Origin of the sequence: Proteus columbae (assembly GCF_009914335.1) — a bacterium.
In the GTDB taxonomy this organism is placed as follows: Bacteria; Pseudomonadota; Gammaproteobacteria; order Enterobacterales; family Enterobacteriaceae; genus Proteus.
Genome location: NZ_CP043925.1, coordinates 1,609,969 through 1,635,790, shown reverse-complemented (window position 1 = coordinate 1,635,790; position 25,822 = coordinate 1,609,969). Strand labels below are relative to the sequence as shown.

At 37.3% G+C, this 25,822-nt stretch carries 36 protein-coding genes; 22 read left to right on the top strand and 14 right to left on the bottom strand.

Features of this window, described 5'->3' with window-relative positions:
• The first annotated feature begins 54 nt into the window (after positions 1-54).
• Entirely contained in the window at positions 55-342 is a 288-nt protein-coding gene (locus tag F1325_RS19320) for a hypothetical protein (protein ID WP_244313554.1), read from the top strand.
• Between the two features lie 176 nt (positions 343-518).
• Here the strand turns inward: F1325_RS19320 and F1325_RS07865 are convergent, their stop codons facing one another.
• The 11 genes from F1325_RS07865 to F1325_RS07825 form a co-directional block, all read right to left on the bottom strand.
• Positions 519-977, bottom strand: a complete 459-nt coding sequence (locus F1325_RS07865; protein ID WP_160230276.1) for an Hsp20 family protein — start codon at positions 975-977, stop codon at positions 519-521.
• Positions 978-1,160: 183 nt separating this feature from the next.
• Positions 1,161-1,301: a hypothetical protein gene (locus F1325_RS19315; protein WP_418312483.1), complete on the bottom strand. Its 141-nt coding sequence runs from the start codon at positions 1,299-1,301 to the stop codon at positions 1,161-1,163.
• 7 nt (positions 1,302-1,308) lie between these two features.
• Complete coding sequence (gene cspE / locus F1325_RS07860; RefSeq protein WP_004244726.1) at positions 1,309-1,521, bottom strand: transcription antiterminator/RNA stability regulator CspE; 213 nt, start codon at positions 1,519-1,521, stop codon at positions 1,309-1,311.
• A gap of 339 nt (positions 1,522-1,860) precedes the next feature.
• On the bottom strand, positions 1,861-2,259 hold the full coding sequence (locus F1325_RS07855; protein ID WP_160230275.1) for an antiterminator Q family protein: 399 nt from the start codon (positions 2,257-2,259) through the stop codon (positions 1,861-1,863).
• Between the two features lie 49 nt (positions 2,260-2,308).
• Complete coding sequence (locus F1325_RS07850) at positions 2,309-2,950, bottom strand: recombination protein NinG (protein ID WP_167514948.1); 642 nt, start codon at positions 2,948-2,950, stop codon at positions 2,309-2,311.
• Between the two features lie 30 nt (positions 2,951-2,980).
• Positions 2,981-3,430, bottom strand: coding sequence for a hypothetical protein (locus F1325_RS07845; protein ID WP_088495870.1), 450 nt, complete (start codon positions 3,428-3,430; stop codon positions 2,981-2,983).
• A 25-nt stretch (positions 3,431-3,455) separates the two neighbouring features.
• Positions 3,456-4,841 (bottom strand): replicative DNA helicase, encoded by a 1,386-nt coding sequence (locus F1325_RS07840; protein WP_160230273.1) that lies wholly within the window; start codon positions 4,839-4,841, stop codon positions 3,456-3,458.
• Positions 4,841-5,608, bottom strand: a complete 768-nt coding sequence (locus F1325_RS07835) for a helix-turn-helix domain-containing protein (protein ID WP_160230272.1) — start codon at positions 5,606-5,608, stop codon at positions 4,841-4,843. Before F1325_RS07835 ends, F1325_RS07840 begins: the two co-directional genes overlap by 1 nt.
• A complete protein-coding gene (locus F1325_RS19160) occupies positions 5,605-5,778 on the bottom strand; it encodes a hypothetical protein (RefSeq protein ID WP_004247479.1) in 174 nt (57 codons plus the stop codon). Before F1325_RS19160 ends, F1325_RS07835 begins: the two co-directional genes overlap by 4 nt.
• A gap of 95 nt (positions 5,779-5,873) precedes the next feature.
• Positions 5,874-6,221, bottom strand: a complete 348-nt coding sequence (locus tag F1325_RS07830; protein WP_004247478.1) for a hypothetical protein — start codon at positions 6,219-6,221, stop codon at positions 5,874-5,876.
• A gap of 142 nt (positions 6,222-6,363) precedes the next feature.
• Positions 6,364-6,591: a transcriptional regulator gene (locus F1325_RS07825; RefSeq protein ID WP_004244717.1), complete on the bottom strand. Its 228-nt coding sequence runs from the start codon at positions 6,589-6,591 to the stop codon at positions 6,364-6,366.
• Between the two features lie 96 nt (positions 6,592-6,687).
• On the opposite strand from F1325_RS07825, the gene F1325_RS07820 reads away from it, so the two are divergent.
• The 12 genes from F1325_RS07820 to F1325_RS07765 all read left to right on the top strand — a co-directional run bounded on the left by F1325_RS07820 (position 6,688) and on the right by F1325_RS07765 (position 13,656).
• A complete protein-coding gene (locus F1325_RS07820; protein WP_160230271.1) occupies positions 6,688-7,338 on the top strand; it encodes a S24 family peptidase in 651 nt (216 codons plus the stop codon).
• Positions 7,339-7,378: 40 nt separating this feature from the next.
• Entirely contained in the window at positions 7,379-8,122 is a 744-nt protein-coding gene (locus F1325_RS07815; protein WP_160230270.1) for a HipA family kinase, read from the top strand.
• Positions 8,119-8,943: a DUF3037 domain-containing protein gene (locus tag F1325_RS07810; RefSeq protein WP_160230269.1), complete on the top strand. Its 825-nt coding sequence runs from the start codon at positions 8,119-8,121 to the stop codon at positions 8,941-8,943. Before F1325_RS07815 ends, F1325_RS07810 begins: the two co-directional genes overlap by 4 nt.
• A 347-nt stretch (positions 8,944-9,290) precedes the next feature.
• Complete coding sequence (locus F1325_RS07805; RefSeq protein WP_160230268.1) at positions 9,291-9,611, top strand: hypothetical protein; 321 nt, start codon at positions 9,291-9,293, stop codon at positions 9,609-9,611.
• 127 nt (positions 9,612-9,738) lie between these two features.
• Positions 9,739-10,188, top strand: coding sequence for a hypothetical protein (locus tag F1325_RS07800; protein ID WP_160230267.1), 450 nt, complete (start codon positions 9,739-9,741; stop codon positions 10,186-10,188).
• Between the two features lie 56 nt (positions 10,189-10,244).
• Positions 10,245-10,475, top strand: coding sequence for a hypothetical protein (locus F1325_RS07795; protein WP_004244711.1), 231 nt, complete (start codon positions 10,245-10,247; stop codon positions 10,473-10,475).
• A gap of 105 nt (positions 10,476-10,580) precedes the next feature.
• On the top strand, positions 10,581-10,766 hold the full coding sequence (locus F1325_RS07790) for a host cell division inhibitory peptide Kil (protein ID WP_160230266.1): 186 nt from the start codon (positions 10,581-10,583) through the stop codon (positions 10,764-10,766).
• 174 nt (positions 10,767-10,940) lie between these two features.
• Positions 10,941-11,105 carry a hypothetical protein gene (locus F1325_RS19310; protein ID WP_244313553.1) on the top strand — a complete coding sequence of 55 codons (165 nt, stop codon included), beginning with the start codon at positions 10,941-10,943 and terminating at the stop codon, positions 11,103-11,105.
• A 1-nt stretch (position 11,106) separates the two neighbouring features.
• The gene (locus F1325_RS07780; protein WP_088495883.1) at positions 11,107-11,718 is read left to right on the top strand and encodes an ERF family protein; all 612 of its coding nucleotides are present in this window, start codon (positions 11,107-11,109) and stop codon (positions 11,716-11,718) included.
• Positions 11,718-12,227: a single-stranded DNA-binding protein gene (locus F1325_RS07775; protein ID WP_160230264.1), complete on the top strand. Its 510-nt coding sequence runs from the start codon at positions 11,718-11,720 to the stop codon at positions 12,225-12,227. The genes F1325_RS07780 and F1325_RS07775 overlap by 1 nt, the downstream gene beginning before the upstream one ends.
• 69 nt (positions 12,228-12,296) lie before the next feature.
• On the top strand, positions 12,297-12,548 hold the full coding sequence (locus tag F1325_RS07770) for an excisionase (protein WP_017628380.1): 252 nt from the start codon (positions 12,297-12,299) through the stop codon (positions 12,546-12,548).
• Positions 12,523-13,656: a site-specific integrase gene (locus F1325_RS07765; protein ID WP_072062659.1), complete on the top strand. Its 1,134-nt coding sequence runs from the start codon at positions 12,523-12,525 to the stop codon at positions 13,654-13,656. Before F1325_RS07770 ends, F1325_RS07765 begins: the two co-directional genes overlap by 26 nt.
• A 109-nt stretch (positions 13,657-13,765) precedes the next feature.
• Here the strand turns inward: F1325_RS07765 and icd are convergent, their stop codons facing one another.
• The gene (gene icd / locus F1325_RS07760; protein ID WP_023582546.1) at positions 13,766-15,019 is read right to left on the bottom strand and encodes an NADP-dependent isocitrate dehydrogenase; all 1,254 of its coding nucleotides are present in this window, start codon (positions 15,017-15,019) and stop codon (positions 13,766-13,768) included.
• 138 nt (positions 15,020-15,157) lie between these two features.
• On the opposite strand from icd, the gene rluE reads away from it, so the two are divergent.
• The 8 genes from rluE to F1325_RS07720 all read left to right on the top strand — a co-directional run bounded on the left by rluE (position 15,158) and on the right by F1325_RS07720 (position 23,134).
• Complete coding sequence (gene rluE / locus F1325_RS07755) at positions 15,158-15,787, top strand: 23S rRNA pseudouridine(2457) synthase RluE (RefSeq protein ID WP_160230263.1); 630 nt, start codon at positions 15,158-15,160, stop codon at positions 15,785-15,787.
• The gene (locus F1325_RS07750) at positions 15,780-16,229 is read left to right on the top strand and encodes an NUDIX hydrolase (RefSeq protein ID WP_109372907.1); all 450 of its coding nucleotides are present in this window, start codon (positions 15,780-15,782) and stop codon (positions 16,227-16,229) included. The genes rluE and F1325_RS07750 overlap by 8 nt, the downstream gene beginning before the upstream one ends.
• Before the next feature lie 108 nt (positions 16,230-16,337).
• Positions 16,338-17,441: a tRNA 2-thiouridine(34) synthase MnmA gene (gene mnmA, locus F1325_RS07745; RefSeq protein WP_109372906.1), complete on the top strand. Its 1,104-nt coding sequence runs from the start codon at positions 16,338-16,340 to the stop codon at positions 17,439-17,441.
• Positions 17,442-17,443: 2 nt separating this feature from the next.
• On the top strand, positions 17,444-18,073 hold the full coding sequence (gene hflD / locus F1325_RS07740; protein WP_109372905.1) for a high frequency lysogenization protein HflD: 630 nt from the start codon (positions 17,444-17,446) through the stop codon (positions 18,071-18,073).
• 31 nt (positions 18,074-18,104) lie between these two features.
• Positions 18,105-19,475 (top strand): adenylosuccinate lyase, encoded by a 1,371-nt coding sequence (gene purB / locus F1325_RS07735; protein ID WP_109372904.1) that lies wholly within the window; start codon positions 18,105-18,107, stop codon positions 19,473-19,475.
• Positions 19,476-19,688: 213 nt separating this feature from the next.
• Positions 19,689-20,363, top strand: a complete 675-nt coding sequence (phoP, locus tag F1325_RS07730) for a two-component system response regulator PhoP (RefSeq protein ID WP_109372903.1) — start codon at positions 19,689-19,691, stop codon at positions 20,361-20,363.
• Between the two features lies 1 nt (position 20,364).
• Entirely contained in the window at positions 20,365-21,828 is a 1,464-nt protein-coding gene (gene phoQ, locus F1325_RS07725) for a two-component system sensor histidine kinase PhoQ (RefSeq protein ID WP_109372902.1), read from the top strand.
• Positions 21,829-22,012: 184 nt separating this feature from the next.
• Complete coding sequence (locus F1325_RS07720) at positions 22,013-23,134, top strand: cupin domain-containing protein (RefSeq protein WP_109372901.1); 1,122 nt, start codon at positions 22,013-22,015, stop codon at positions 23,132-23,134.
• A gap of 87 nt (positions 23,135-23,221) precedes the next feature.
• On the opposite strand, the gene F1325_RS07715 is transcribed toward F1325_RS07720, so the two are convergent.
• The gene (locus tag F1325_RS07715; protein WP_109372900.1) at positions 23,222-23,500 is read right to left on the bottom strand and encodes a hypothetical protein; all 279 of its coding nucleotides are present in this window, start codon (positions 23,498-23,500) and stop codon (positions 23,222-23,224) included.
• A 281-nt stretch (positions 23,501-23,781) separates the two neighbouring features.
• On the opposite strand from F1325_RS07715, the gene F1325_RS07710 reads away from it, so the two are divergent.
• Positions 23,782-24,492: a vWA domain-containing protein gene (locus tag F1325_RS07710; RefSeq protein WP_244313552.1), complete on the top strand. Its 711-nt coding sequence runs from the start codon at positions 23,782-23,784 to the stop codon at positions 24,490-24,492.
• Positions 24,493-24,574: 82 nt separating this feature from the next.
• On the opposite strand, the gene pepT is transcribed toward F1325_RS07710, so the two are convergent.
• Entirely contained in the window at positions 24,575-25,819 is a 1,245-nt protein-coding gene (gene pepT, locus F1325_RS07705; protein ID WP_109372899.1) for a peptidase T, read from the bottom strand.
• Between the last annotated feature and the right edge of the window lie 3 nt (positions 25,820-25,822).

The window sequence follows — 25,822 nt, the reverse complement described above, 5'->3', positions numbered from 1 at the left end:
TTTGAGACTTTTGTTCGTGTCTGCTTCAGCTTTCAGATTCAGCCATCTACAGTTATGGCAACTGCAGAACGCTATGCTGCATTACTTCGCCAACACAATTGGGCTGTTCTATCTACAGATTTAAATCTTAGTGATGATTTGCTATTAAGTCGTGCGCAGGATTATTGGGGCTCTCCTGGGTTTAGAAATACTACACCTTCTGGATATGTTATGCCGTCTGTGCTTAATGGTCCGTTATATAATAACCTTAACGGAACTATCACTCTCGCATCATCTATCCGCTTTGCGCTAGACGACAGTTTCCGAGAAACTCAAATGAGTACACCACAGATTTCAAACTAACCCTTGCAATTTTTAGGTTATTTCCAGAACCAACTAAATCCTATATTAGATTTAGTTGTGTTCCCCCTCGATCACAGCCAACCAAAATCTAAGTTAATACAATTTATCCCCTGACAAAAACAATTAAGGCTACACATTATGCGTAGCCTTAATCTTATTCACGTTATCTAACCCAATTATTTTTTATCTTTATTTTCTATCGCTATTGTTTGCCGTTTTTCTTCTTCAGGCAACTCATACTCAATAGCAATAGTCAGAAGCCCACTTGATAAATCCGCTTTATCTATTTTAACATTTTTACCGAGGTCAAACTGCAATGTAAATTGCCCTTGAGATATGCCTCGGTGGAGCCATTTATCATTGTCTTCTTCTGATTTTTCTTCTTTTTTCCCTTCAATCAATAAACGACTTCCTTTCAATGAAACCGATAAGTCATTTTCTTGATATCCAGGCACACTCACCGTCAGTTCATAATGGTTATCATCAATCTGTTTCAGGTTATAAGTCTGTACAGGTGATGCAATAGGCTTACTGCCTGTTAACTGACTAAACAGGCGATCTATCTGATCAAAACGATTTGAAAGCAAGTTGTCAGATAATGTTGGGAATAATGAAAAAGGTTTAATGTTAGGCATATAACTCCTCCTTCAGTATTTAGTGAATTATGGGCGGTATCTTATTTACCCAAAATATAAATATGAACGAGCAAGTATTTTTCAAGCCCTAAAATCTAAATTTTTTATCTTTAACTAATATGAGATTGTAGATAGCAAAAAACCCCGCCGAAGCGAGGTTTTGTATATTCAACTATTTAATGCTTAACTCATTTGAGCTGTCATCACACTTTTGCAAAAGATACATTTTGCGCCGTGTGGATTGTTCACTGTGACATCAAATTGTGATGTTCTATATTGTGAACCGCTACAACAAGGGCATTTAAAATAGAGGCGAATAGTAATAGCGCCTTTAGAGAGCCACCACGTTGCCTGCTGCTGGGCCTTTCATACCATTTTCCATGGTGAATGAAACTTGTTGACCTTCAGCTAATGTTTTGAAGCTATCACTTTGGATTGCAGAGAAATGTACGAATACATCTTTGCTGCCATCAGCTGGAGTAATAAAACCAAAACCTTTACCTTCATCGAACCATTTTACTGTACCAGTCATTGTATTAGACATAGAATTTCCTTTAATTTATTTAATTTGCCATAAGGCATATGCGGTTTGTTTTGTATTTTTACTTATGGGTATTAATTAGAAGGAATTCACAATGAAGAGGTATCGAGGATAACGCTAAACGGGAACAACTTTAAACTGACTAACATAAATAGGCCTGTACTTCCAAACCAGTGACGCTATTAAGCCATAGAAAAATTCAGATAGCAAACTTTATTTTTTTGCGGTAAATCAGGTTAAGTATGCCCCTAAAAAACATAACCCCGCTATACTCACGAGGTTTTCAATAGATAATCATGTAACATTGAAATCATTATTAACACAATATATTGTGTTTTGTAATTACACAAGACTATAAATGTGGTGTTTTCTAATTATTTTATCCATGTCTAATTTTACGTTATCAACCGATAGACATCCCTCAATAAATCCTTCCGCTGTCTGCAATCGCTTAGCCACTTCGTTATGAGAAATACCGAGTTTTGAAGCCATTGAACGCAAAGGATAATTCTTCACATAGTACATAATAACCAACTGAAACAAGTAACTATTATTTACCTTTAAATGTAATACCGCTTTATTTATTTTTAAGCCATCATCATCTGAACATTGCTCTCGGCTTCGTCTTGAGCTTGGAATTAATCCTTTAAAACCTGCGGCAATTGATGAGTAATCGATACTATTTCCCTCATTAGCACACCACGCTCCCCAACGCGATAAAACTTCCTGCATATCTCTCATACAGACTTCTCCAAACCATTTGTTACCTTGTTGCCTATTAATTAATCACTTACACCTTCATCTCTCTTTCTCGTTTTAATTGCCTGACCTTCTCTCTGTATTTATCTCGTATCTGGATATAATCTTCGCGTCGCCAATGCGGAAGCTCATGAGGCCCTCGTAGCCAATCAACTAATTCTTGACCAAATTTTTCGATAAGTTTTTCCTCATACTTTTGACTTACACTGGCATTTTTATGCGTAAATCGCCCTGATCCACCATTACATGATTTACATTGCTTATATGCATTACGTTCATCAAATCTCAGCTCAGGGTGTGAACCCACAGATAAAAAATGGCCACAATCCCATTGTCCTCCATGTAAATCTGGAGGATTAGTTTCACCACAACTAATACAAGGCTCATCATGATCTCTGAGCCTGATGTATTGATTAAACGCAGTTTGAGCTTGTTTGATAAAATATGAGGTAGGTTTTACTGCTAACTTGCGGGCTTTGAGTTTGTCTCTTGCTTTGATTTCCTTTTCTCTTTGTGCCTTTTTGAGTTTTACTAACGCTTTTTCTTTTTCCTTATTCCTTTGTTTTATTGCCAGTTCTGCTCCGTGTTCTGGGCAACACCACCAAATATTACTGTATTTAGGATGAAACCATTCCTTACATATTTTACAGCGTCGTCGCCTTAGCACCTTCATTCTGTTGTCCTTTGATTTGTCCATCAGCAATTATTCCTCTTGATTTCTTTTCAAACTCATATATTCAGAATTACTGGGAATGATGATGGGAATTCCCTTCTCAATGCACCATTGTTCATGTTTCTCCATCATGTAAAGCATCCTTGCCTTATCCATCTTGCTGGTTTTTTCACGCTCACCGTTTTCATTGCGTCCTAACCAATGTCCAACAAAATATTCATGCGTTTCCTCATTAGTAATGGGCTTTGATAAAACGATTTCACCGACACCATTTTTAATATCGATAACAACGCCACGTGCACGTAACCACTCGCCTGTGGTTTCCATCCACATACGCCATGTTTTATTCATTGGTATGGTTCTTAAATCACGCCACTCGGTGATTTTGATGCGATAGCGTTTACCTGTTGTCACGATTTCGGAGAGCACTTTGAAAATACTGTTGAGATTGGATTTATGGAGACAGATATCATCTGTCACGAGGCCTCCTTTTTACTTTTATGAGTTAAAACGATTTTTCACAATACCTTTTAGGCTCTCGTTTCGGTTGAGCGCGATATGCAGCCATATATTGATCAACTGGCGTAATACTCAATCCTTGTTGATCAACATACACGGTGCCTGTTTTACCGTGTCGATTGAGCCTTAAAATCATTTCAGTCAGCGTTTCATCCGCATTATCGTGGTACACCGCATCACGATAAATGCCTAACCAATAATCACAATCTTGCTCGATTTGTCCTGTATCTCTTGAATCACTTGGTACGGGGCGTTTATCAGCCCTGTTTTCCAATCCTCGATTCAGTTGTACAAGCAACACAACCACCGTATTGAGCTCTTTCGCTAATATCTTTAGCCCCTTAGTGATTTCGCCATAGGCAATATCATTACGGTCAGCTTTTCCCGCTTGCATCAGGGTGAGGTAATCGACACCAATAAACCCAATATCACCGACTTTGCGTTTGATTTTCCGACTTTCAGAGCGAATATGCTGTAAGGACATGCCAGGTGTATCATCCACCCAAATATAGGGCTCATCTTTAAGGCGACCTATGGCATTGCAAAGCCTATCCCATTCATGCTCTTCTAACTTTTGGTAAAATTTATCTGAATTAATCTGGGTTTGTTGGGCTAATGTCCGTTCAATAAGCTGTTTGTCTGTCATTTCCATGCTGAACAGCAATACAGGCTTACCTTGTTGTGAAACATTCTTTGCCATTTCAGTGAGAACGGTTGTTTTCCCCATCTTAGGGCGAGCACCAATCACGAACAGTGAGCCTATGACAATCTGTTTTGGGCTTAATAGACGGTCAAAATCTTTAAATCCCGTTTTTAATCCTCGATGTTTCTCTGGATTATCTTGTCGATCACAAATGTCGGTAAAAACATCATCCAGCACATCATCAATTCGGCGTAACCCTGTTTTTCTCCCCATTTTTCCAAACGAAGTGGCTTCATCAAGCAAGCGTTGTGCTTGTTCAATTTTATCCGTAAAACTTAACTCACTTGGCACCATCATGAGCTTTTGAATTTCAACCGTCTTTTCAATAACAAAACGCTGTGCGGAACACTCTCGGATTTTTTTCGCATAAGCCATAATGTTAGCAATACTCGGTGTTTCTCTTGCCATCTCAGCAAGATAGGCAAAGCCACCTGATTGATTAACTCGCCCTTTTGACTCCAGACAATCCGTCACCGTCATGATGTCTATTGGCATACGTTGGGTATACATTTCTCGCAGGGTGAGATAGATAATTTGATGGTGTTGGGCATAAAAATCTTCAGGTTTTAGCAGTGAAAAAATTGATTGCGCATTATCACTTTGCGGGTCAAGCAGGAGTCCTCCAATCACATTTTGTTCCGCCATTAAATTATTCGGAACTTGGTTCATCACAGTGCTCCCTCCCTTGTTTTGAGTACCGTTTCAGGTCTGAGTAAATAATCAAAATTTGCTCGCCAACCTCGATTATTTTCACCGAAATACCAAGCACTCGCCGTTTCCATAAAATAATCAAAATAATTTTTAGCTGATTCAACTGTGGGTTCTTTGAGCTCTTTCAGGAATTTGGATATTGCTCGTTTGCGTTTGTCATTCAGTGATTCGGCATTGGGTAATCTATCCCCTGCCGATTCGTTGAAGGCTTGCATAATTTCCTGATAAGGAATGTTAGCTTGCCGATTAATTGAAATCTGCTTTGCAGGTTTCGAGTCGTCAGACGATAATTTTTTAGGGTTAATTGACTGGTTAAAAGACTGACTGGTTCTGGGTAAAAATTTTTGACTACCCCCTAGTCCAACCGTTTGACTACCGTGGTCAAATTCTTTGACTACCTCTGGTACAGAATTTTGACTAGGGGGTACTGTATTTTGACTACCGTCATCAAGAGATTTAGCCTCCAAATCCAGAATATATAAATTGGAAGTATGCCCCTTATCTGTTTTTCGCGTAACTTTACGAACAAACCCTTTTTTACATAAACTTTTAATGTGGTTTATCGCACTTTGACGGCTAATTTCGCAATGACGTGCAATAGTCTCATAAGAAGGAAAGCACTCACCTTTATCATTGGCATTATCGGCAAGTTTCAGTAGCACCATTTTTTGTGCTGTACTCCCCACCTGTAATTGCATGGCTTTTGCCATTAGAAGCATACTCATTTTCGCTCTCCTAATAACTTATCCCGATGTGCTTTCCTTAGTTTTGCGTCTTTCAATGCTTCCTTTAAACGCTGACAACCTAGTGGGGTTATTTCTTGTAATAACCTATTTTCCATGATGTTTTTATGCTCATCACAGCCATTAAATTCATGATTTATTCTTTGTCTCATGGTATAATTTCTCCATTCCAAAGCTGTATCAAAAAAGGGAAACCGAAGTTTCCCCTTGTGATAAAAACTGGATGTTGATACAGTATATTTGTACGTTAAATGGTGAATTCCATTGAACAACACGCCTCGTTTGTTGCCGCAATCGAGGCGTTTTCTTTTATTTTCATTTGAGAAAGTTCACCCATTTGTTTCCACAAAAATCGGTACTCTTCTTCTGAGATTTTTCGTTCTCCTTCCATCACAAAATCAATAATTCCCGATGCAACAAGTGTTTCGCATATTTCAGGGTATTTTTCAGTTCGACGTAGGATTGTTGAATCATGAACACCTAAAGTTCTAGCCACAGCAGATTGAGTTTTATTTCTCAATGCTTGCAATGCTGAAGCTATTAGGTGATTAGAGATAAATTGATTAAATTGTTTGCGTGTATTTGCGCATTCCATTGTTTAAAGTCCTTATGAGTTAACTAAGGGACAATAATGATCCGTGGCTCGTTCCGTATGAGTTGATATTGGGGGAAAAGTTGTCGCTTTATCAGCGACTCCGTAGCAGTCAAAAACTGCGATTGTTAAAGAGCGAATAAAACTATACAGTTTCTAATTCAGGCCAAATTTTATACCAATCGTCTGGCCTTAAATCTCTGCGTGTAACTGCACCATTTGTTGCTATTTCAATTTCAACACAACGTTTAGGAGAAATAGCACTAACACCAGATGCCATTTGAGAAAGGAAAGACTTCGAAACACCCAATTGGTCAGCTAATTCTTTAGCTCCCCCCCACTCAAGTGAATCTATATATTTTTTTAACTCCATATTTATTCTCCATAAGTTTCAAACATGGAGTTTATTAAACACTAAACCAAACGTCAAGTATTTGCTTGTTTAGTCATTACTAATCAAAATAAAGATATGGAAATAAAAAAATTAAGACAAATAAAACTCTCACAGTGGTTTAAAGGTAAAACCCTGCCCACTAAAGAGAAAAGCTATATATCTCAACTGATGAGTGGTAAATCATCGTTTGGAGAGAAGGCTGCTCGTCGTCTAGAAAGAGACTATGGGATGCCTATTGGTTATCTGGATACCCAAGATATTCAGGATGATGAGGTTGAATTCATAGGTAGAATACCATCAGGTTTAGTCAAAGTACGTGGCGAAGCATTTCTAGGTGTCGATGGTGCTGTTGATATGATTGAAGCCCATAGTGGATGGTTAAAAATATACAGTGATGATGTTGATGCATACGGGCTTAAAGTTAAAGGTGACAGCATGTGGCCTCGCATTCAATCAGGTGAGTATGTTGTCGTTGAACCGAATACATCAGTAAAAACAGGTGACGAGGTATTTGTACGTACGATTGATGGTCACAATATGATAAAAATCTTTAATAAAACTAGAGATGGAGACTATCAATTCACCAGTATCAACAACTCACATAAACCAATAACGTTATCACCAGATCAAGTAGATACAATTCATTATGTCGCAGCTATAGTTAAACCTATCAAGTTTATTGATATCTGCGAAAAAACAGGTAAAGCATTTTTCCCAACAGTCTAACAACACGTTTTAGGTGTAGATAAATTCGAGATTTTGATTAATGCAAAATAATAATCAATTAGAAGTCACAGAGGCTATTCGCCAAATGGACGCTGGCTCTACAAAACCTATTTTATGCTCTTGTGATGATGGAAATCTTTACGTTATAAAAAGCAATGCATCTGTATCAAGAAGAGAATTAATTCATGAATATGTGGCATCAGCTATAGCAAAGAAAATCAATTTGCCGATCCCTGATTTTGCTATCGTATATGTTCCAAGTGACATTGTTGATTTTTTACCTCCTGATCTAAAAGGAAAGCTTTCCTGTGGATATGCATTCGCTTCTCAATTTATCGAGGACTCAGCTAGTATTACATTTACATTGGCTCACCAACTTATTGACATACAAAAACAAAAAGAAATATACCTATTTGATAGATTGATAAATAACTCAGACAGGTCGCTTACCAAACTTGGTGGTAATGTAAATATTATTTATAACGTAAAAAAACAAAGCTATTATTTAATAGACCATAATCTTGCATTTGATCCAAACTGCAACATAGACATGTTTGAATTCCATGTATTCTCACCAAAAAACAGGAGTTGGCAATATGACATGTTCGATGCAATATCCAATGAAGAATTAATAGAATGTATTAACTCTTCATGCGATGATGCACTAGAGGAAATACCAACTGAATGGGTTGATGATGAGTTATCCAAAAATAGTATTTCTAACAATATATTACATACCGTAGCTAGAGGAAGAAGTAGTGAGTTTAGGAGTACAATAATATGAAAATACCATTACTTTACAGCATCATAAGATATGCTCCATACGCAGAAACTGAAGAATTTGCGAATGTAGGTGTGGTTATTTGCTCTCCGAAAACCAACGAACTTCATTTTAGTTTGACGAAGTCTAACGATGCTAGAATACAGAATTTTTTTAGAGATGACTCTATCTTTAAAGTGGTTAAACCATTAATAGAAAATGAATTAAACGTAGCATCAGATATTGCATCTAACTTTAATTCTGCTGAAGGATTAAGAGACTTCTTTTTTAACTTAACCGAAAAGCGTGAGTCTATTTTTTGTTATAGCCCTGTTCGTGTATTAATGGCTCACAATGCAAATGAAGAGCTTGATAGGCTATACAGCAAATTTATTAAACAAACAGGCAATACAAAAGAGCGCAGAGAAGACATCTTAGCCGCAGAATTAAGACATAGATTCCAAGTTCACAGCGAGCTAAAAGGCGCATTTAAAAAAATCAGATTAGGGGGAGAGCTCACTAGTTTTGAAATGCCACTAGTAGCAGAGACAAGTGCAAAAGAGATTCTTTGTGCCATAAAGCCACTTGCATTCAACCAAATTGAGCCAAGCAAAATGCTTGAGCATTGTGATAAGTGGGTAGCTAGAATAAGACGAGCTGTTGATGAGAAAATACTGACATTCAATAATGTACTATTCACTATTGACCACAAAGTCAAATTAAAAACCCCAGAGTCAAAGGCTATTGATGAAATTAGGTACACCCTAGATAAATATAAGATAACTCACTTTGAAGCTAAAGATAAAGATTCAGCAATTAAGTTTGCTAAGCAAAAATTAGCCTGACTCTAGCCTTCCTTCTGAGAAGGCTTTTTTGTGCCTCTCTCCTCAAAATAAATGTTCGACATTACAACCTGCGATTTTTCACAAATAAATTTACTTAACATTCATAGTGTTGTTAATTATTAACTAAATCATGTTTAGTAAATACTTGACCTAAATTTTAGTATTTAATAAACTAAGCACATCAACGGAACACAGCACGTTGAAGTTCTTTAACAACGATGGTAGCGAGCTGTGTATTAGCTATCAAAACGGCGACGCTGATAAAGCGTCAACCTTCTCAGAAGGTTTTCGGATTGGTGTTTCATTATTTTATCACCAATCACTAAAGCCAACTGTTTGGAGGATATATGGCAACTATAAAAGTGAAGAAATCACGCAAACCAGACTTTTTACGTGGTAACTCTGCAAATAGACGTCATGCCAGACGGAAAGTCGAAGCCATTGCAATTAGAGATATTGAGATGCAACTAGACTCAATATTTCAACTAGAAACTAAAAAATTAAACCGCGTTGAAAAGACACTATCGCTAAGCCACATTCCTGTGACTAGAAATATTGAACCTAAGTATCAATCATCACCTGATAACTGTTGTTTACCAAACATAGTTATGTTTTCGAGTGTTAGAACAAAAAAATCAAAGGACAAATTTTGTGTCACTGCAAGATAAATTAGAAACCACCTTATATTGGATGATCAGTATATCAAATTAATTGAATGATTGACTTTCATCTCATATTTTATATGAAGGAGATACTATAATCTAAGCTATTTTATTCTAACGATGTGGTTCAATAATGAAAAAAAATATTCTCGACATAATTAATAGTGCCAATAGTGTTTTAGAGTACACTACATCTATATTAGAATCATTAAATGAAAACTTAGCAAAACTTAATTCCTCAATTGAAGCATTCAGTTTGAAACGAGCTCATAACCGACCAATAGAATATGAGATAAAAAATATTAAATGTTTACTCAAATCAAATGAGCTTAACAAACAACAATTACCTCAATATATGAAAACATTGTCGGATATAAAATCCTTTAAAAAGGAATTTGAAGATTTGGATAAAGATGTAAAAAAAATATATTTAGAAATGATACCAAAAGCTAACTCAATAGATGATGAAATATTAATTATTGAAAAAGAAATTTCAATTTTGAGCAGTAACATCCTTACTGACTCTGAGGTAAATATACTTATTGATAAAATTATAGAATTAAAAAAATTACTTAAAGAGTAATATTTCCATAACTTTTATCATCTTAATTATCAAAACATCATAAATGGAAAATAAAAATGACTCAACAAGATACTTCTGTCGTTATTAACGTCAAATTAACTTTAAATCACATTGAAAATAAACCACATCGAGTAGAAGTAAACACTCAAATAAATGCTTCAGATGAAATCCCTGAGTTAGCTATATTACTAAGCGACTTCTCAGATAATTTGATTGGAGAAAATGCGATAAAAACGGCATTAAAAAAAGCCGTTTTAAATACCTTAGTAAACAAAGTTAAACATTAATAAAAATATTTCCCTCTCGTCTAAATCTTTTTTCGCCAACACCAGAATATCAATCATTACCACTATCACTTAATTAGTGAGGATTTTGCACATCCAGAGGTAAACATGAACATTGATAAATACACACTTTGTTTAGCCCAAAGCCAAGCAGGGATCGCCCATTTTCTCAAAGATGAACATGGATGGAATAAGGCCAATCAGACATTAAAACTGGCTTATGGCATAAAACATCAATACAACGCAAAGGTATGCAAAAAAATAAATATCCCGATGAATAGGCTCTATGGATAGAGGTAATTTTTTGTGAATAATTTTAATAATCAAATATACCCAAATGATAAATACCCTCGACTAAGTTCACCTACTCCGAAAAGGAATTTCAAAGAAGCTCTCGCTCATGCAATAGCTATTATTGAAGGAGAACTACCTAGCAATTCGCCTAGCATAGCTGAACAGCGACTCGCTATGACGCTTTGGTATATGAATTTAGATGCATCCAAGAATCATCCTCCTCTTCCTGAGCATATTCAAGCCCAACGAGATTCAAAAAGGACATATACGCCTAGTAATAAATTTGAAGTCGATTACTACGGAAGTGATCGCCGTCAAGGTCAATATTTAGGGGATTAATATGACTGCTGTATACAAAGCTATTAGTAATGTTGCTAGAGAAATGGCTGAAACGGGCATTAAAAAAGGAAGTGTAAACCAGCAACAAGGATTTATGTTCAGAGGAATTGACGCTGTATATAATGCCCTCGCTCCTGCTCTAGTTAAGCATGGATTGCTTATTCTTCCACGGATCATTGAACGTACCGTCACGGAAAGACAAACACAAAGAGGTGGCTTGTTATTCTATGTCGTAGTGAAAGCTGAGTTTGAATTTGTTTCTGTTGAAGACGGAAGCAAACACACGGTTGTGACTTATGGTGAAGCAATGGATAGCGGAGACAAAGCCACAAATAAAGCCATGTCTATTGCATATAAATACGCAGCTTTCCAAACATTTTGTATACCAACCGAAGAAACGGCAATCGATGCTGATGCAGAAGTCCACAATGTAGCACCGAGAACACCAGATCAAATATTGAAAGATTTTACTAATTCAGCAATGGCTATTACAGATCTCAATATTTTGAAAAAAGAATTTGGTGAAACATGGAAGTTACTCAGGAAAACGCCTGAACAATCAAAAGCAAAGGAAGTATATAACATCAGAAAATCAGAATTGGAGGCGATGTAATGGCAAGTAAAGGTGTAAACAAAGTCTTATTGATAGGACATCTAGGTCAAGATCCTGAAATGCGTTACCTCCCAAATGGCGATGCAGTTACTAATATTACATTAGCCACCAGCGATTCATGGAAAGATAAACAATCAGGTGAAACCAAGGAACGTGTTGAATGGCATAGAGTTGTGATATTTGGAAAGCTCGCCGAAATTGCTGGCGAATATCTGCGTAAAGGTTCACAAGTCTATATCGAAGGTCAATTACAAACACGTAAATGGCAAGATCAAAATGGACAAGACAGATACAGCACGGAAGTTGTAGTGAATATTAATGGCTCAATGCAAATTTTAGGTAACAACAATCAGGCAGGTAGCCAGAAATCACAACCATCACCTCATCAACACGGATGGAGCCCACAACAATCTCCTAAACATAATGAACCCCCAATGGACTTTGATGATGATATTCCTTTTGCGCCGATTGGATTACCTTATCCTCGTATCGCTATTCATATTATTTAAAATACTGCTTAACGGATTACGCTAATTAATATTTATTTAAACTGAGTATAAATAACGTGGAGAGAAAATATGTCAAGAATGGTGACTCTTGAAGCGTGGGCAAGGTTGGAATTTGGAGATGCCTCTCCTTGCATGACGGTATTACAAAAATACGCAAAGAATAACCTTATTGCACCACCTGCAATGAAAGTGGGCCGCAAGTGGATGGTTGATAGAGAAGCTCGTTATGTGGGTTATCTGTCTCTCCCCCAAATTCCTACTAAATCAACGGAACGACTTAAGAGGATAATTACCGATGGCTGCCCGACCACGAACCCATAAAATTATCATCCCTAATCTATATAGAAAGCTAGATAAACGTAACGGCAAAATTTATTGGCAATATAAACATCCCATCACCGGTAAATTTCATAGCTTAGGCACCGACGAGCAAGAAGCGAGAGAAACCGCCATTCAAGCCAATACAATTATTGCTGAACAACATACTCGACAGTTATTAAGTATTAATGAACGGTTATCAAAAATTAAGACAAACAAGTCTGAAATATCTGTCGATATATGGATGGATAAATATCTAGATATTCAAAAAGAAAGATTAGATATCGGTGAATTAAAAATTAATTCTTATCGACAAAAAATGAAACCCATTAATTTATTCCGTCAGTATTGTGGTACGAAAATATTAAAAGAGATAACCGCATTAGATATCGCTGAAATAATAGATTCCATCAAAGTATTAGGACATTCAAGAATGGCTCAAGTCGTTCGCATGGTGCTTATTGATGTATTTAAAGAAGCTCAACATGCAGGCTATGTTCCGCCTGGTTACAATCCTGCGAAAGCAACTAAACAACCACGAAACAGAGTGAAAAGAGAACGCATGACATTGGACGAATGGCGCACTATTTACCAGCAAGCTAAAAACCACCCTCCTTACCTGCAATGTGGCATGTTATTGGCTTTAACCACAGGTCAGCGGATCGGTGATATCTGTAAAATGAAATTCTCTGATATTTGGGATGACATGTTGCATATACAGCAAGAAAAAACGGGGAGTAAGTTGGCCATCCCTCTTTCACTAAAATGTGAGGCTATCAATCTCTCCTTAAGAGATGTTGTTGCTCAATGTCGTGATGCGGTTGTGAGTAAATATCTAGTGCATTATCGGCATACCACCGCACAAGCGAAACGAGGCGAACAAGTCACACCAAATACATTAACCACAACGTTTAAAAAAGCGCGAGATAAATGTGGGTTAACTTGGGAAAAAGGTACGGCACCAACTTTCCATGAACAGCGATCTTTATCTGAGCGACTTTATCGAGAACAAGGAATTAATACACAAAAATTATTGGGTCATAAAACACAAAATATGACTGATAAATACCACGACGATAGAGGTAAAGAATGGCAAATTATTGCTGTTTAATTGAACAGTTTTGGGGAAGAGTTTTGGGGATATTTTGGGGAAGAATTTTATAGTACAAAAAATAAACGGGAACTAATAAGCTCCCGTTAACTATTTATCAAATCAACAATTACATGTGTTTGATAATCGCGTCACCAAACTCGCTACATTTCAGCAGTTTAGCGCCTTCTAACTGACGTTCGAAATCATAAGTTACAGTCTTAGCGGCAATTGCGCCTTCCATACCTTTAATGATTAAGTCAGCAGCTTCTGTCCAACCCATGTGGCGTAACATCATTTCTGCGGAAAGAATGATCGAACCTGGGTTAACTTTGTCTTGGCCTGCATATTTTGGTGCTGTGCCGTGTGTTGCTTCAAACAATGCACACTCATCACCAATATTTGCACCTGGTGCGATACCAATACCACCTACTTGAGCTGCTAATGCATCAGAAATATAGTCGCCATTTAGGTTCATACATGCGATAACATCATACTCTGCTGGGCGTAACAGAATTTGTTGTAAAAATGCGTCAGCGATAACGTCTTTAACGATGATCTCTTTACCTGATTTTGGATTCTTGATTTTGACCCAAGGACCGCCATCTAATAATTCACCACCGAACTCCTCGCGAGCTAACTCATAACCCCAGTCTTTAAAGGCACCTTCGGTAAATTTCATAATATTACCTTTGTGTACCAATGTGACTGAATCGCGATCATTATCAATAGCATATTCAATTGCTGCACGAACTAAACGCTTAGTACCTTCTTCTGAACAAGGCTTAATACCAATACCGCAATCTTGTGGGAAGCGGATTTTAGTAACACCCATTTCAGTTTGCAGGAATTTAATCACTTTATCTGCTTCTGCTGAGCCCGCTTTCCACTCAATACCGGCATAAATATCTTCTGAGTTTTCACGGAAGATAACCATATCGGTTAGTTCTGGCTGTTTAACTGGGCTTGGAGTGCCTTTGTAATAACGTACTGGGCGTAGGCAAATATAGAGGTCAAGTTGTTGGCGTAATGCAACATTTAATGAACGGATACCACCGCCAACTGGCGTAGTAAGAGGACCTTTAATAGAAACTCGATATTCGCGGATAAGATCTAAGGTTTCTTCTGGTAACCAAACATCTTTACCATATACCTGCGTTGATTTTTCACCGGTGTAGACTTCCATCCACTCAATCTTACGTTCTTTGCCGTAAGCTTTCTCAACTGCGGCATCAACAACTTTTAACATTGCTGGCGTAACATCGATACCGATACCATCCCCTTCGATATAAGGGATAACCGGATTATTTGGAACAACAAGCTTACCTTTAGCATCTAGTGTAATTTTAGCGCCATTAGCCGGAACAACTACTTTGCTTTCCATTTACCTCTCCTTTCATGTAAGCGCACGCTTTGTTAATTTTTTGTAAGAGACCTGTCAATACTACTTGATTATTCAGCTAACGCCAATCGCTTCTCTTTTAAGGTATAATCAATCTCCCATTTTTTACAAAAATTAACTATGGCAAATCAACTTAAAAATAGCGCTAAATCGAGAAAACATCACACGCTACTCGCACAAAGAAAACCAGTGCGCCCAAGAGGTGAGCGTAAAGTCGTTATCTTCAACAAGCCCTTCGATGTTCTTGTGCAATTTACAGACGAAAATGGCAGAAAAACACTAAAAGATTTTATTCCTATTCGTGATATTTATGCGGCAGGACGTTTAGATAGAGATAGTGAAGGACTTTTAGTCTTAACAAATGATGGGAAGCTACAAGCACAATTAACACAACCGGGTAAAAAAACAGGAAAAATCTACTATGCTCAGGTTGAAGGCATTCCAAGTGCAGCCTCATTACAACAATTTAGAAATGGATTAGAGCTTAAAGATGGCAAAACATTACCTGCACAAGTCGAAATAGTTGAACAACCTGAATGGCTATGGGAGAGAAATCCGCCTATTAGAGAACGTCAAACTATCCCGACAACTTGGTTAAAAATAACGTTATTTGAAGGTAAAAACCGTCAAGTGAGACGAATGACGGCGCATATCGGTTATCCAACATTGCGTTTGATCCGCTTTAGTATGGGAAATATTACATTGGATAATTTATTACCCGGTGAATGGAAGGAGATTGATTTTGTTTAAACCTAATGTGACTGTCGCGTGTATCGTTCATGCAAAAAATAAGTTCCTCGTTGTTGAAGAAACGGTCAATGGAAAAGCAACGTGGAATCAACCCGCTGGACACCTTGAAGCCAATGAAACACTTATTCAGGCGGTTCAACGTGAATTATGGGAAGAAACAGGGTTAACACTTCCTGTTCAACATTTTCTAAAATTACACCAATGGATTGCGCCTGATAAAACACCTTTTCTGCGTTTTCTTTTTCTTATTGAAGCGCAAGAGCAATATGAAACTCAGCCTCATGATAGTGATATTGATTGTTGTCACTGGGTCAGTGCCGATGAAATTATTCATTGCCAACAATTACGTTCACCTTTAGTCAGAGAAAGCCTGCTATGTTATCAACAAGGTGAACGTTATCCTCTATCTCTATTAAGCAGTTTTGGTGTTCCTTTTAATTAAATAATATTAAAGGAAAAACAAAGCATCAAAAACAGAGTAAGACATGATGCACCTGTGTCAGTGATATGGTAAAGTATGGCGCTTATTTTTTCGCAGTGAGATCCAGTCATGTCAGATAACAGCCAAAAAAAAGTCATCGTAGGAATGTCCGGTGGCGTAGATTCATCCGTCTCAGCCTATCTTCTTAAGGAACAGGGATATCAGGTCGTTGGTCTGTTTATGAAGAACTGGGAAGAAGACGACGATACAGAATATTGCTCAGCATCTACCGATCTTGCTGATGCGCAAGCTGTGTGCGATAAACTTGGCATTGAGCTTTATACCATCAATTTTGCCGCTGAATATTGGGATAATGTTTTCGAACATTTTTTATCTGAATATAAAGCAGGTCGTACCCCTAACCCCGATATTCTTTGCAATAAAGAAATAAAATTTAAAGCATTTTTAGAATATGCAGCGGAAGATTTGGGTGCTGACTATATCGCAACAGGTCACTATGTTCGTCGTCGTGATGTTGATGGCAAAAGCCAATTGCTTCGCGGTGTTGATAACAACAAAGACCAAAGCTACTTTTTATATACGTTAAGTCACGAGCAAATTGCACAAAGCCTTTTCCCTGTGGGTGAAATGGAAAAACCTGAAGTGAGAAAAATTGCTGAAAAACTTGATTTAGCGACAGCAAAGAAAAAAGACTCAACAGGTATTTGTTTTATTGGTGAACGTAAATTTACCGATTTCTTATCGCGTTATTTACCTGCTAAACCTGGTCCTATCATCACGGTTGATGGAGAAACCATTGGTGAACACCAAGGGTTGATGTATCACACATTAGGTCAACGTAAAGGGTTAGGTATTGGTGGAACGAAAGACGGTGGCGATGACCCTTGGTATGTTGTTGATAAAGATGTTGAAAACAATATTCTTATCGTTGCTCAAGGTCATGAACACCCAAGATTGATGTCTGTAGGTTTGATTGCTCAACAATTACATTGGGTATCAAGGGAACCTATTACTGAGGCTTTCCGCTGTACTGTTAAAACACGATATCGCCAACCTGATATTGCGTGTACAGTAACACCATTAGGTGAAGATAAAATTGAAGTCCACTTTGATTATCCTGTTGCAGCAGTTACTCCGGGACAATCAGCCGTCTTTTATCAAGACGAAGTCTGTTTAGGTGGCGGTATCATTGAAACCCGTATTCAGGAGTAGACGTGGCTAAAGATTTTCGTGATATAACACTTGCATTGGCAGGCATCTGCCAAGCAAGTCGTCTTGTTCAACAAGTTGCTTACCAAGGTAATGCGAACGAGAATGATGTTGAAGTAATGGTTAACAGTGTTTTTAATCTCAATCCGACTTCAACACTTGATGTTTATGGTAACCAAATCAGTCACCTAAAATTAGGCTTTCAAACATTGAAAGCCATTCATCAGGCGGTGAGAAGAGAAAAGTTAACGCTTGAGTTAATGACTTACCAACAAGGTTTAATCAACCTAGAGCGTATTATCAGCAAAAATGATAATTACAGCTCACATTTATCACAAAAAATTTCTCAATTAGAGCGCCAAAAAAGTTATTTTGAACCCATGTCCGAAGGTGTATTTAATGCCCTTGCTGGCGTTTATGTTGATGCAGTTAGCCCTGTCGGCTCTCGCATTCAGGTTCATGGCTCGATTGATCTATTAAATACCCCTATTATTCAAGCTAAAGTTAGAGCGTTATTACTGACTGGCATTCGAAGTGCGGTGCTCTGGCGTCAAGTCGGTGGTCGTCGTTTTGATTTTTTACTGCATCAAAAGGCTATCCTACGACAAGCTGATGATTTTCTCGCTCAATGTTAATACTTTAAATTCAACCTGGGAGTTGCCAACAATGGAATTATCTTCGCTGACAGCGATTTCACCGATTGACGGTCGTTACGGAAGTAAAACCTCGTCGTTACGTTCTATTTTTAGTGAATTCGGTCTTCTGAAATTCCGTGTACAGGTAGAAGTTCGCTGGCTACAAAAGCTGGCATCTTGCGCCGACATTAAAGAAGTTCCAGCCTTTGAAAAAAACGCAAACGATTACCTTGATGCGATTGTTGCTAACTTCAATGAAGAAGATGCAGCACGCATTAAAACTATCGAACGTACCACTAACCATGATGTAAAAGCCGTAGAATATTTCTTAAAAGAAAAAGTGGCGACTATCCCTGCTTTACATCAGGTTTCTGAATTTATTCACTTCGCTTGTACATCTGAAGACATTAATAACCTGTCTCATGCCATTATGCTGGAAACAGCACGCCAAGAGATCTTACTGCCTGCATGGCGTGAAATTATTGATACCATTAGCAAAATGGCTCAAGAATACCGTGATTTACCATTGCTTTCTCGCACACATGGTCAACCAGCAACACCATCTACAATTGGCAAAGAGTTTGCTAACGTTGCCTACCGTATGGAGCGCCAATATCGCCAACTAACACAAGTTGAGATCTTAGGTAAAATCAATGGTGCAGTAGGTAACTACAATGCACACTTAGCTGCATATCCTGAAGTAAACTGGCATCAATTTAGTGAAGAATTTGTAACTTCATTGGGTATTACATGGAACCCATACACAACTCAAATTGAACCACACGATTATATTGCAGAGCTTTTTGATTGTATTAGTCGCTTCAACACTATCTTGATCGATTTCGACCGCGATATTTGGGGTTACGTAGCACTAAACCACTTCAAGCAAAAAACAATTGCAGGTGAAATTGGTTCATCAACCATGCCTCATAAAGTGAATCCAATTGACTTTGAAAACTCTGAAGGCAACTTAGGGTTAGCAAATGCAGTAATGGGACACCTTTCTAGCAAGCTACCCGTTTCACGTTGGCAACGTGACTTAACAGACTCAACGGTACTGCGTAATTTAGGTGTTGGGATGGGTTATGCGCTGATTGCTTATCAATCAACCATGAAAGGTCTTAATAAACTTGAAGTGAATGAAAACCACCTTCGTGAAGAATTAGACTGTAACTGGGAAGTATTAGCCGAGCCAATTCAGACTGTAATGCGTCGTTATGGCATTGAAAAACCTTACGAAAAGCTAAAAGAGCTTACTCGCGGCAAACGCATCACTGAACAAGATATGGCAGTTTTCATTGATGGTTTAGAACTACCAGAAGATGAAAAAACGCGCTTAAAAGCAATGAAACCTGAAAGCTATATTGGTTTTGCCACTCAACTTGTTGATAAATTAAACTAATTTATCTTTCTAAAAAGGCAGATAATCTCTGCCTTTTTTTATATCAAAAAATTAGAAAACTCTCTGTAACTTAAACACTTTACCCGCTACGGTATTTTTTAAGTGATAGATTGACTATGATAACAATATATTTTTTATCTTATAGGATGACATTCATTTCCTATATTTATTTTACAACAGTGAATTTTTGCTGATTGTACTCAAGGTGGGATAATGCGGATCTTAATTATTGAAGATAATATTTTACTTCGCCATCATTTATCTGTGCAATTTCGTGATGCTGGGCATCAGGTTGATGCAGCAGAAGATGCCAAAGAAGCAGATAATTTTATTGCAGAAGGTACACCTGATGTTGCCATTGTGGACTTAGGATTGCCAGATGAAGATGGCATTAGCCTTATTCGTAGATGGCGGGATAATAATATTACCCTGCCAATAATGGTATTAACTGCGCGCGAAAGTTGGCAAGAAAAAGTTTCAGCGTTAAATGCGGGCGCTGATGATTATGTGACAAAACCCTTTCATTTTGAGGAAATTGTCGCACGTATTCAGGCATTAATGCGAAGAAACATGGGAATTGCTTCACAAACACTCGCCATTGAACCTTTTGAGTTGGATTTATCACGTAAAGAGTTCATGATTTCAGGAGAGCAAATTAAGTTAACTGCATTTGAATATACGATTTTAGAAACATTAATGCGCAATCAAAATAAAGTTGTCAGTAAAGATGCATTAATGCGCCAGCTATATCCTGATGCTGAACTCAAAGAAAGCCATACTATTGATGTACTTATGGGGCGACTACGTAAAAAAATCTTAGAAAAATATCCTGATGATGTGGTGGTTACCGTACGTGGACAAGGCTATCGTTTCGATATGAAACCTTAATATGCAAAAAAAACAGCGCTCCCCACTCTCATTACGAACACGCTTTTTACTTGCTACTAGTGCCATTATTTTGGCACTCACACTCTCATATGGGTTAGTAGCAATTGTGGGTTCGATTGTGAGTATAGATAAAACCACATTTATGCTAATGCGTAGCCAAAGCAATCTTTATTACAGCTTAACGCAGTGGAATAAGGGAAAGCTGAACATTGAATTTCCAACTAATCTCAATAATAACAACACCTCACTGGTGATCATTTTTGATGATAAAGGCGATGTATTATGGATGCCTCCCGATCTCCCCAAAGCCATTCCCGATAGCATTAAACATAAATGGCGTCATGAAGAAGGCTTATTTGAGATCTCAGTTGATATCAAAACAACACGGTTAATGTTAAAGCAGTTACCGCAATATCGTGTTTATCTCAAACGTCTTGAGGAATACTCTAGTAATGAATTTTTGACTCACTCAGTTGTGATTAATCATTATCCTGCAGCTGATAATATGCCTTATATGGCGATCGCGGTTATCGATCCTATTCCTCAACGTATGCAAAAAGTCAGTCAAGTTTGGGATTGGTTCTTATATATCATTCTTGCAAATTTATTTTTGGTTGTACCCTTAATTTGGTTGGCTGCACATTGGAGTTTAAGACCGATAAAACAAGTTATTGAACAAATTAGTGCATTAGAAAAAGGGACTCGCAATGATTTGGATGAAAACCCGCCAACCGAGCTAAAAGGCTTAGTCCGAAATTTAAATGTGTTATTGCGTAATGAACGTAGTCGTTATAGTAAATATCGCACAAGTTTATCTGATCTTACCCACAGCCTAAAAACACCACTTGCCGTGTTGCAATCAACATTACGCTCTTTACGTTCGGGCAAACAGATGACGATAGAGCAAGCTGAACCTATCATGCTCGATCAAATAGAACGAATTTCGCAACAAGTCGGTTATTATCTGCACCGAGCATCCATCCATGGTGATCACGATATTACCACGCGAAAACTTCATTCACTGTCAGGATTGCTAGATAATCTTTGCAGTGCATTGAGTAAAGTTTATCAGTCAAAAGGAATTGATTTAACACTCAATGTTTCACCTGAAATCATGTGGTTAGGTGAGAAAAATGATTTTATGGAAGTGATGGGTAATATTCTTGATAACGCCTGTAAATACTGCTTAGAATTTGTTGAAATCAATGTTAGCAATAATGAAAGTAGTATAATGATTATTGTTGATGATGACGGCCCAGGAGTCAGCCCTGAAAAAAGAGAGACCATTTTCCAACGAGGAACAAGAGCAGATACTCTGCGTCCTGGGCAAGGCTTAGGATTATCTATCGCGGTGGATATTATTGAACAATATAGTGGTGAAATTACTATTACCGATAGCCCGTTAGGAGGCGCTCGTATCACTGTGACATTTGCTGAGCAACAACTCACTACAGAACGCGAATAACCCTTATTTATAAAAAAAACCTCTCTTTTTAAAGTTATCGCCAAATATACGGCGTTATGTATGATATCTGTTCAGTTATTATCGAGTTACTCGCTATTACTCACATTGCTCAAAGGAATGTTTAGCAGGAAGTTAGAATTCATTATACTATGGCTTCAGGCTTCCCGAATTCAGGATATACACAATGGACTATAAACTTAATTTAGATTGGCAATCATTCCTCGAAAGCCATTGGCAAAAACGCCCTTTATTAATTAAAAACGGCTTCTCTCGTTTTGTTGATCCTTTATCTCCTGACGAACTTGCTGGTCTTGCAATGGAAGATGAAGTAGATAGCCGTCTTGTTAGCTGTCAAGACGGACAATGGGGAGTCAAACACGGGCCTTTCGAGCACTTTGAAGGACTTGGTGATAAAGATTGGTCTTTACTTGTACAAGCCGTCGATCACTGGCATTTTCCTAGTGCGGCATTAATGAAGCCATTTCGTGTGTTACCCGATTGGCGCATTGATGATTTAATGATCTCTTATTCTGTTCCCGGTGGTGGTGTAGGCCCACATCTTGATCAATATGATGTCTTTATTATTCAGGGACAAGGCCGTCGTCGTTGGCGTGTGGGTGAAAAAATCCCAATGAAACAACACTGCCCTCACCCTGATCTGCTTCAAGTTGATCCTTTTGAAGCAATTATTGATGAAGAATTAGAGCCGGGCGATATTCTTTATATCCCACCTGGATTCCCACATGAAGGCTATGCGATTGAAGAATCGCTAAACTATTCTGTTGGTTTCAGATCACCTAATGCTCGTGAACTTTTCAGTGGTTTCGCTGACTATGTGTTAGCAAATGATTTAGGTAGCTATCGTTATAGCGATCCTGATCTAACTCCGCGTGAGAATCCAGCATTAGTGCAACATCAAGAGTTAAATAAACTTCATGACATGATGGAAGATCTACTTGCTCAACCAGAAGTATTCCGTCATTGGTTTGGTGAGTTTATTTCTCAATCTCGCCATGAGCTTGATCTTGCAGTGCCAGAACCTTTATATGAAAACGCAGAAATTCATGATTTGCTGCAACAAGGCGAACAACTTCACCGCTTAAATGGTCTTCGTGCGCTACGTGTTGGTGATAGCTGTTTTGTTAATGGCGAGTTGATAGATACTGATTATATCGAAGCTGCTGATGCGCTTTGTCAATATGATTATATTGATAAACAACACTTAGGTGATGCATTAACCGATCCAAAATTTGTACGTTTATTAACACACTTGGTAAACCAAGGTTATTGGTATTTTGAAGATTAATTATCAATGATAAGTTATAAAGCCCTGACATATTATTGCAGGGCTTTTTTATTACTAGAAATATTAAAATAAGTCTTATTTTAATATCTAACGAATTAAATAAATTATCGACTCTTTTAAAAGTATTCTTGTATTACGAAAGAAAAAAGGAATAACAACAAAAAATGTACTTTGTAAGAAAAAAAGTAATAATGTATGTTTGCTATTTGTCACATAAAGAGAAAATGAGATTAAATAAGTGATTAGAAAATAACTAAAAATAATAATAAATGATTGTTGCTCAGATTTTTTAATCACTTCCTTTTTATGAGAGCTTAGTTGCTCTTCTATTACAGGTCTTAATAATTTTCCTGTTATGGTTTCCATTCAATATCCTTATATTATATTTATTTCTCTTTAATTATAAGGGATATTCAGGAAACTCAATTTATCAAAGAGTTATTAATATTAAGCCTATATTAAAAGCTTAATAATAAAAAATATGTTAGTCCATTATTATAAAATCACTCTATTTTTAATTAAGTAAATTTTTTCATTAATGTTTCGTTTGTTTTTCAGCCGTTTCTCCTATTTTATTTGATCAATTGCCCCTAAGATAAAATTAGATTTTTACTGCTTTACTTATTTTTTCGACAATGGAGTCGCCTATGAAAAAGTTTATTGTTTTAATCGCTGCTTTTATTTTACCGACCGTGGTATTTGCAAAAACAGTAGAAACAGCAAATATGAAGGCACCACCAGCACAAACGGATATCATTTTTGTGTTAGATAAAAGTGGCTCAATGCAAGGGTATGAAAAAGATACTATTGGTGGATTTAATACTATTTTAGCGGAAAATAAAAATCGCCCTGAAAAAGTCTATATCACCACTATTTTATTTGATAGTCAGGCTAAAAAATTACATAACCGCATTGATATTAATAAGATAGAGAATTTAACGACTAACGATTATTTTGCATCGGGTAATACCGCACTGTTAGATGCTGTGGGAAATGCGATCACTGAAGGAAATAAACCAAATTCACCCTATAAGAATGTCATGATGGTGATCATCACCGATGGCGAAGAAAATAGTAGCCGTGAATATTCGCTAGAAAAAATAAAATCATTAATTAATTCAGCAGAAAAAGAGAAAGGTTGGGAATTTATCTTTTTAGGTGCCAACATTGATGCAATAAGTGCGGCTGAAAGTATTGGCATTAAATCATCCAACTCAACTCAATATATCCAAGATGCTAAAGGCTATGAAAATGCCTATGAGTCTGTTAATAAAGCCGTTCAATCTAAAATTGAAGGAAAAGAGTTAAATCAAGATTGGAAATCTTCTGTTGAACAAGATTACGAAAAGCGTAAATAAACAAACTTAATATATTCTTTTTACTAAAAAATAATAGCCGATATTTCGGCTATTATTTTTAATTTCGAAGCTCAATAAGCGATTAGCTAACCACTTTAGCCTTTTCTCTTTCAGCCGTTATTTCAGCAATGCGCATAATGACACTCACCGCCGCTTCCATGCCTTCTAAAGAGATAAATTCATGCTTACCATGGAAATTATAACCGCCTGTGAAAATATTAGGGCAAGGTAATCCACGGTAAGAAAGTTGAGCACCGTCTGTACCACCACGAATAGGCTTGATATTTGGCTCAATATCACAATCAATCATGGCTTGTTTGGCTATTTCAATGATGTGAGGGAATTGAACAACTTTATCATGCATATTGTAATAGCTATCATCAATCGTTAGCTCAATATAACAATCAGGATGCAGGCCTTTACCCACTCTCTCTGCAATCGCAATCATATTCTGTTTGCGTTTTTCAAATAAGTTACGATTAAAATCACGGATAATATAATGCATTTCCGCTCTTTCTACCGAGCCTTTGATACTTTGCAGATGGTAAAAACCTTCATAACCGTCGGTATTTTCTGGTGTTTCGTCAACAGGTAATTCTTGATGAATACGTGTTGCTAATCCTAATGCATTAACCATCACCCCTTTTGCACTGCCTGGGTGAACATTGTTACCTACAATTTTGATATTCACGGATGCGGCATTGAAGTTTTCATATTCCAGTTCGCCAACACCACCACCATCAACGGTATAAGCCCAGCTTGCACCGAATGCTTTTAAGTCTACATAATGCGCGCCACGCCCGATTTCTTCATCAGGAGTGAAAGCAATACGAATATCCCCATGAGGTCGATTCGTTTCTTTTAAGCGCACCATCGCAGTAATAATTTCAGCAATACCTGCTTTGTCGTCCGCACCCAGTAATGTTTTACCATCTGTAGTAATTAATGTCTTACCAATCATTGAATGTAAGATTGGGAACATAACTGGCGATAACACTTCATCACCAATACCTAAAGCAATATCACCACCACGATAATCTTCAAGTACTTGTGGTTTTACATGTTTTCCTGAAAAGTCAGGAGATGTATCAAGATGCGAAATAAAGCCAATAACTGGCACTGGCCAAGATACATTGGATGGTAAACTTGCCATTACACATCCCTTGTCACTGAGCATTACATCGGAAAAGCCCAGTTTTTTTAATTCTTGAGCCAATGCCTTGGCAAGTTTTAATTGTCCATCACTGCTTGGTGACATTTTTGAAGATGGTTTTGATTGTGTATCAAAATTAATATATTCAAAAAAACGTTCTAATAATTTATCCATTTT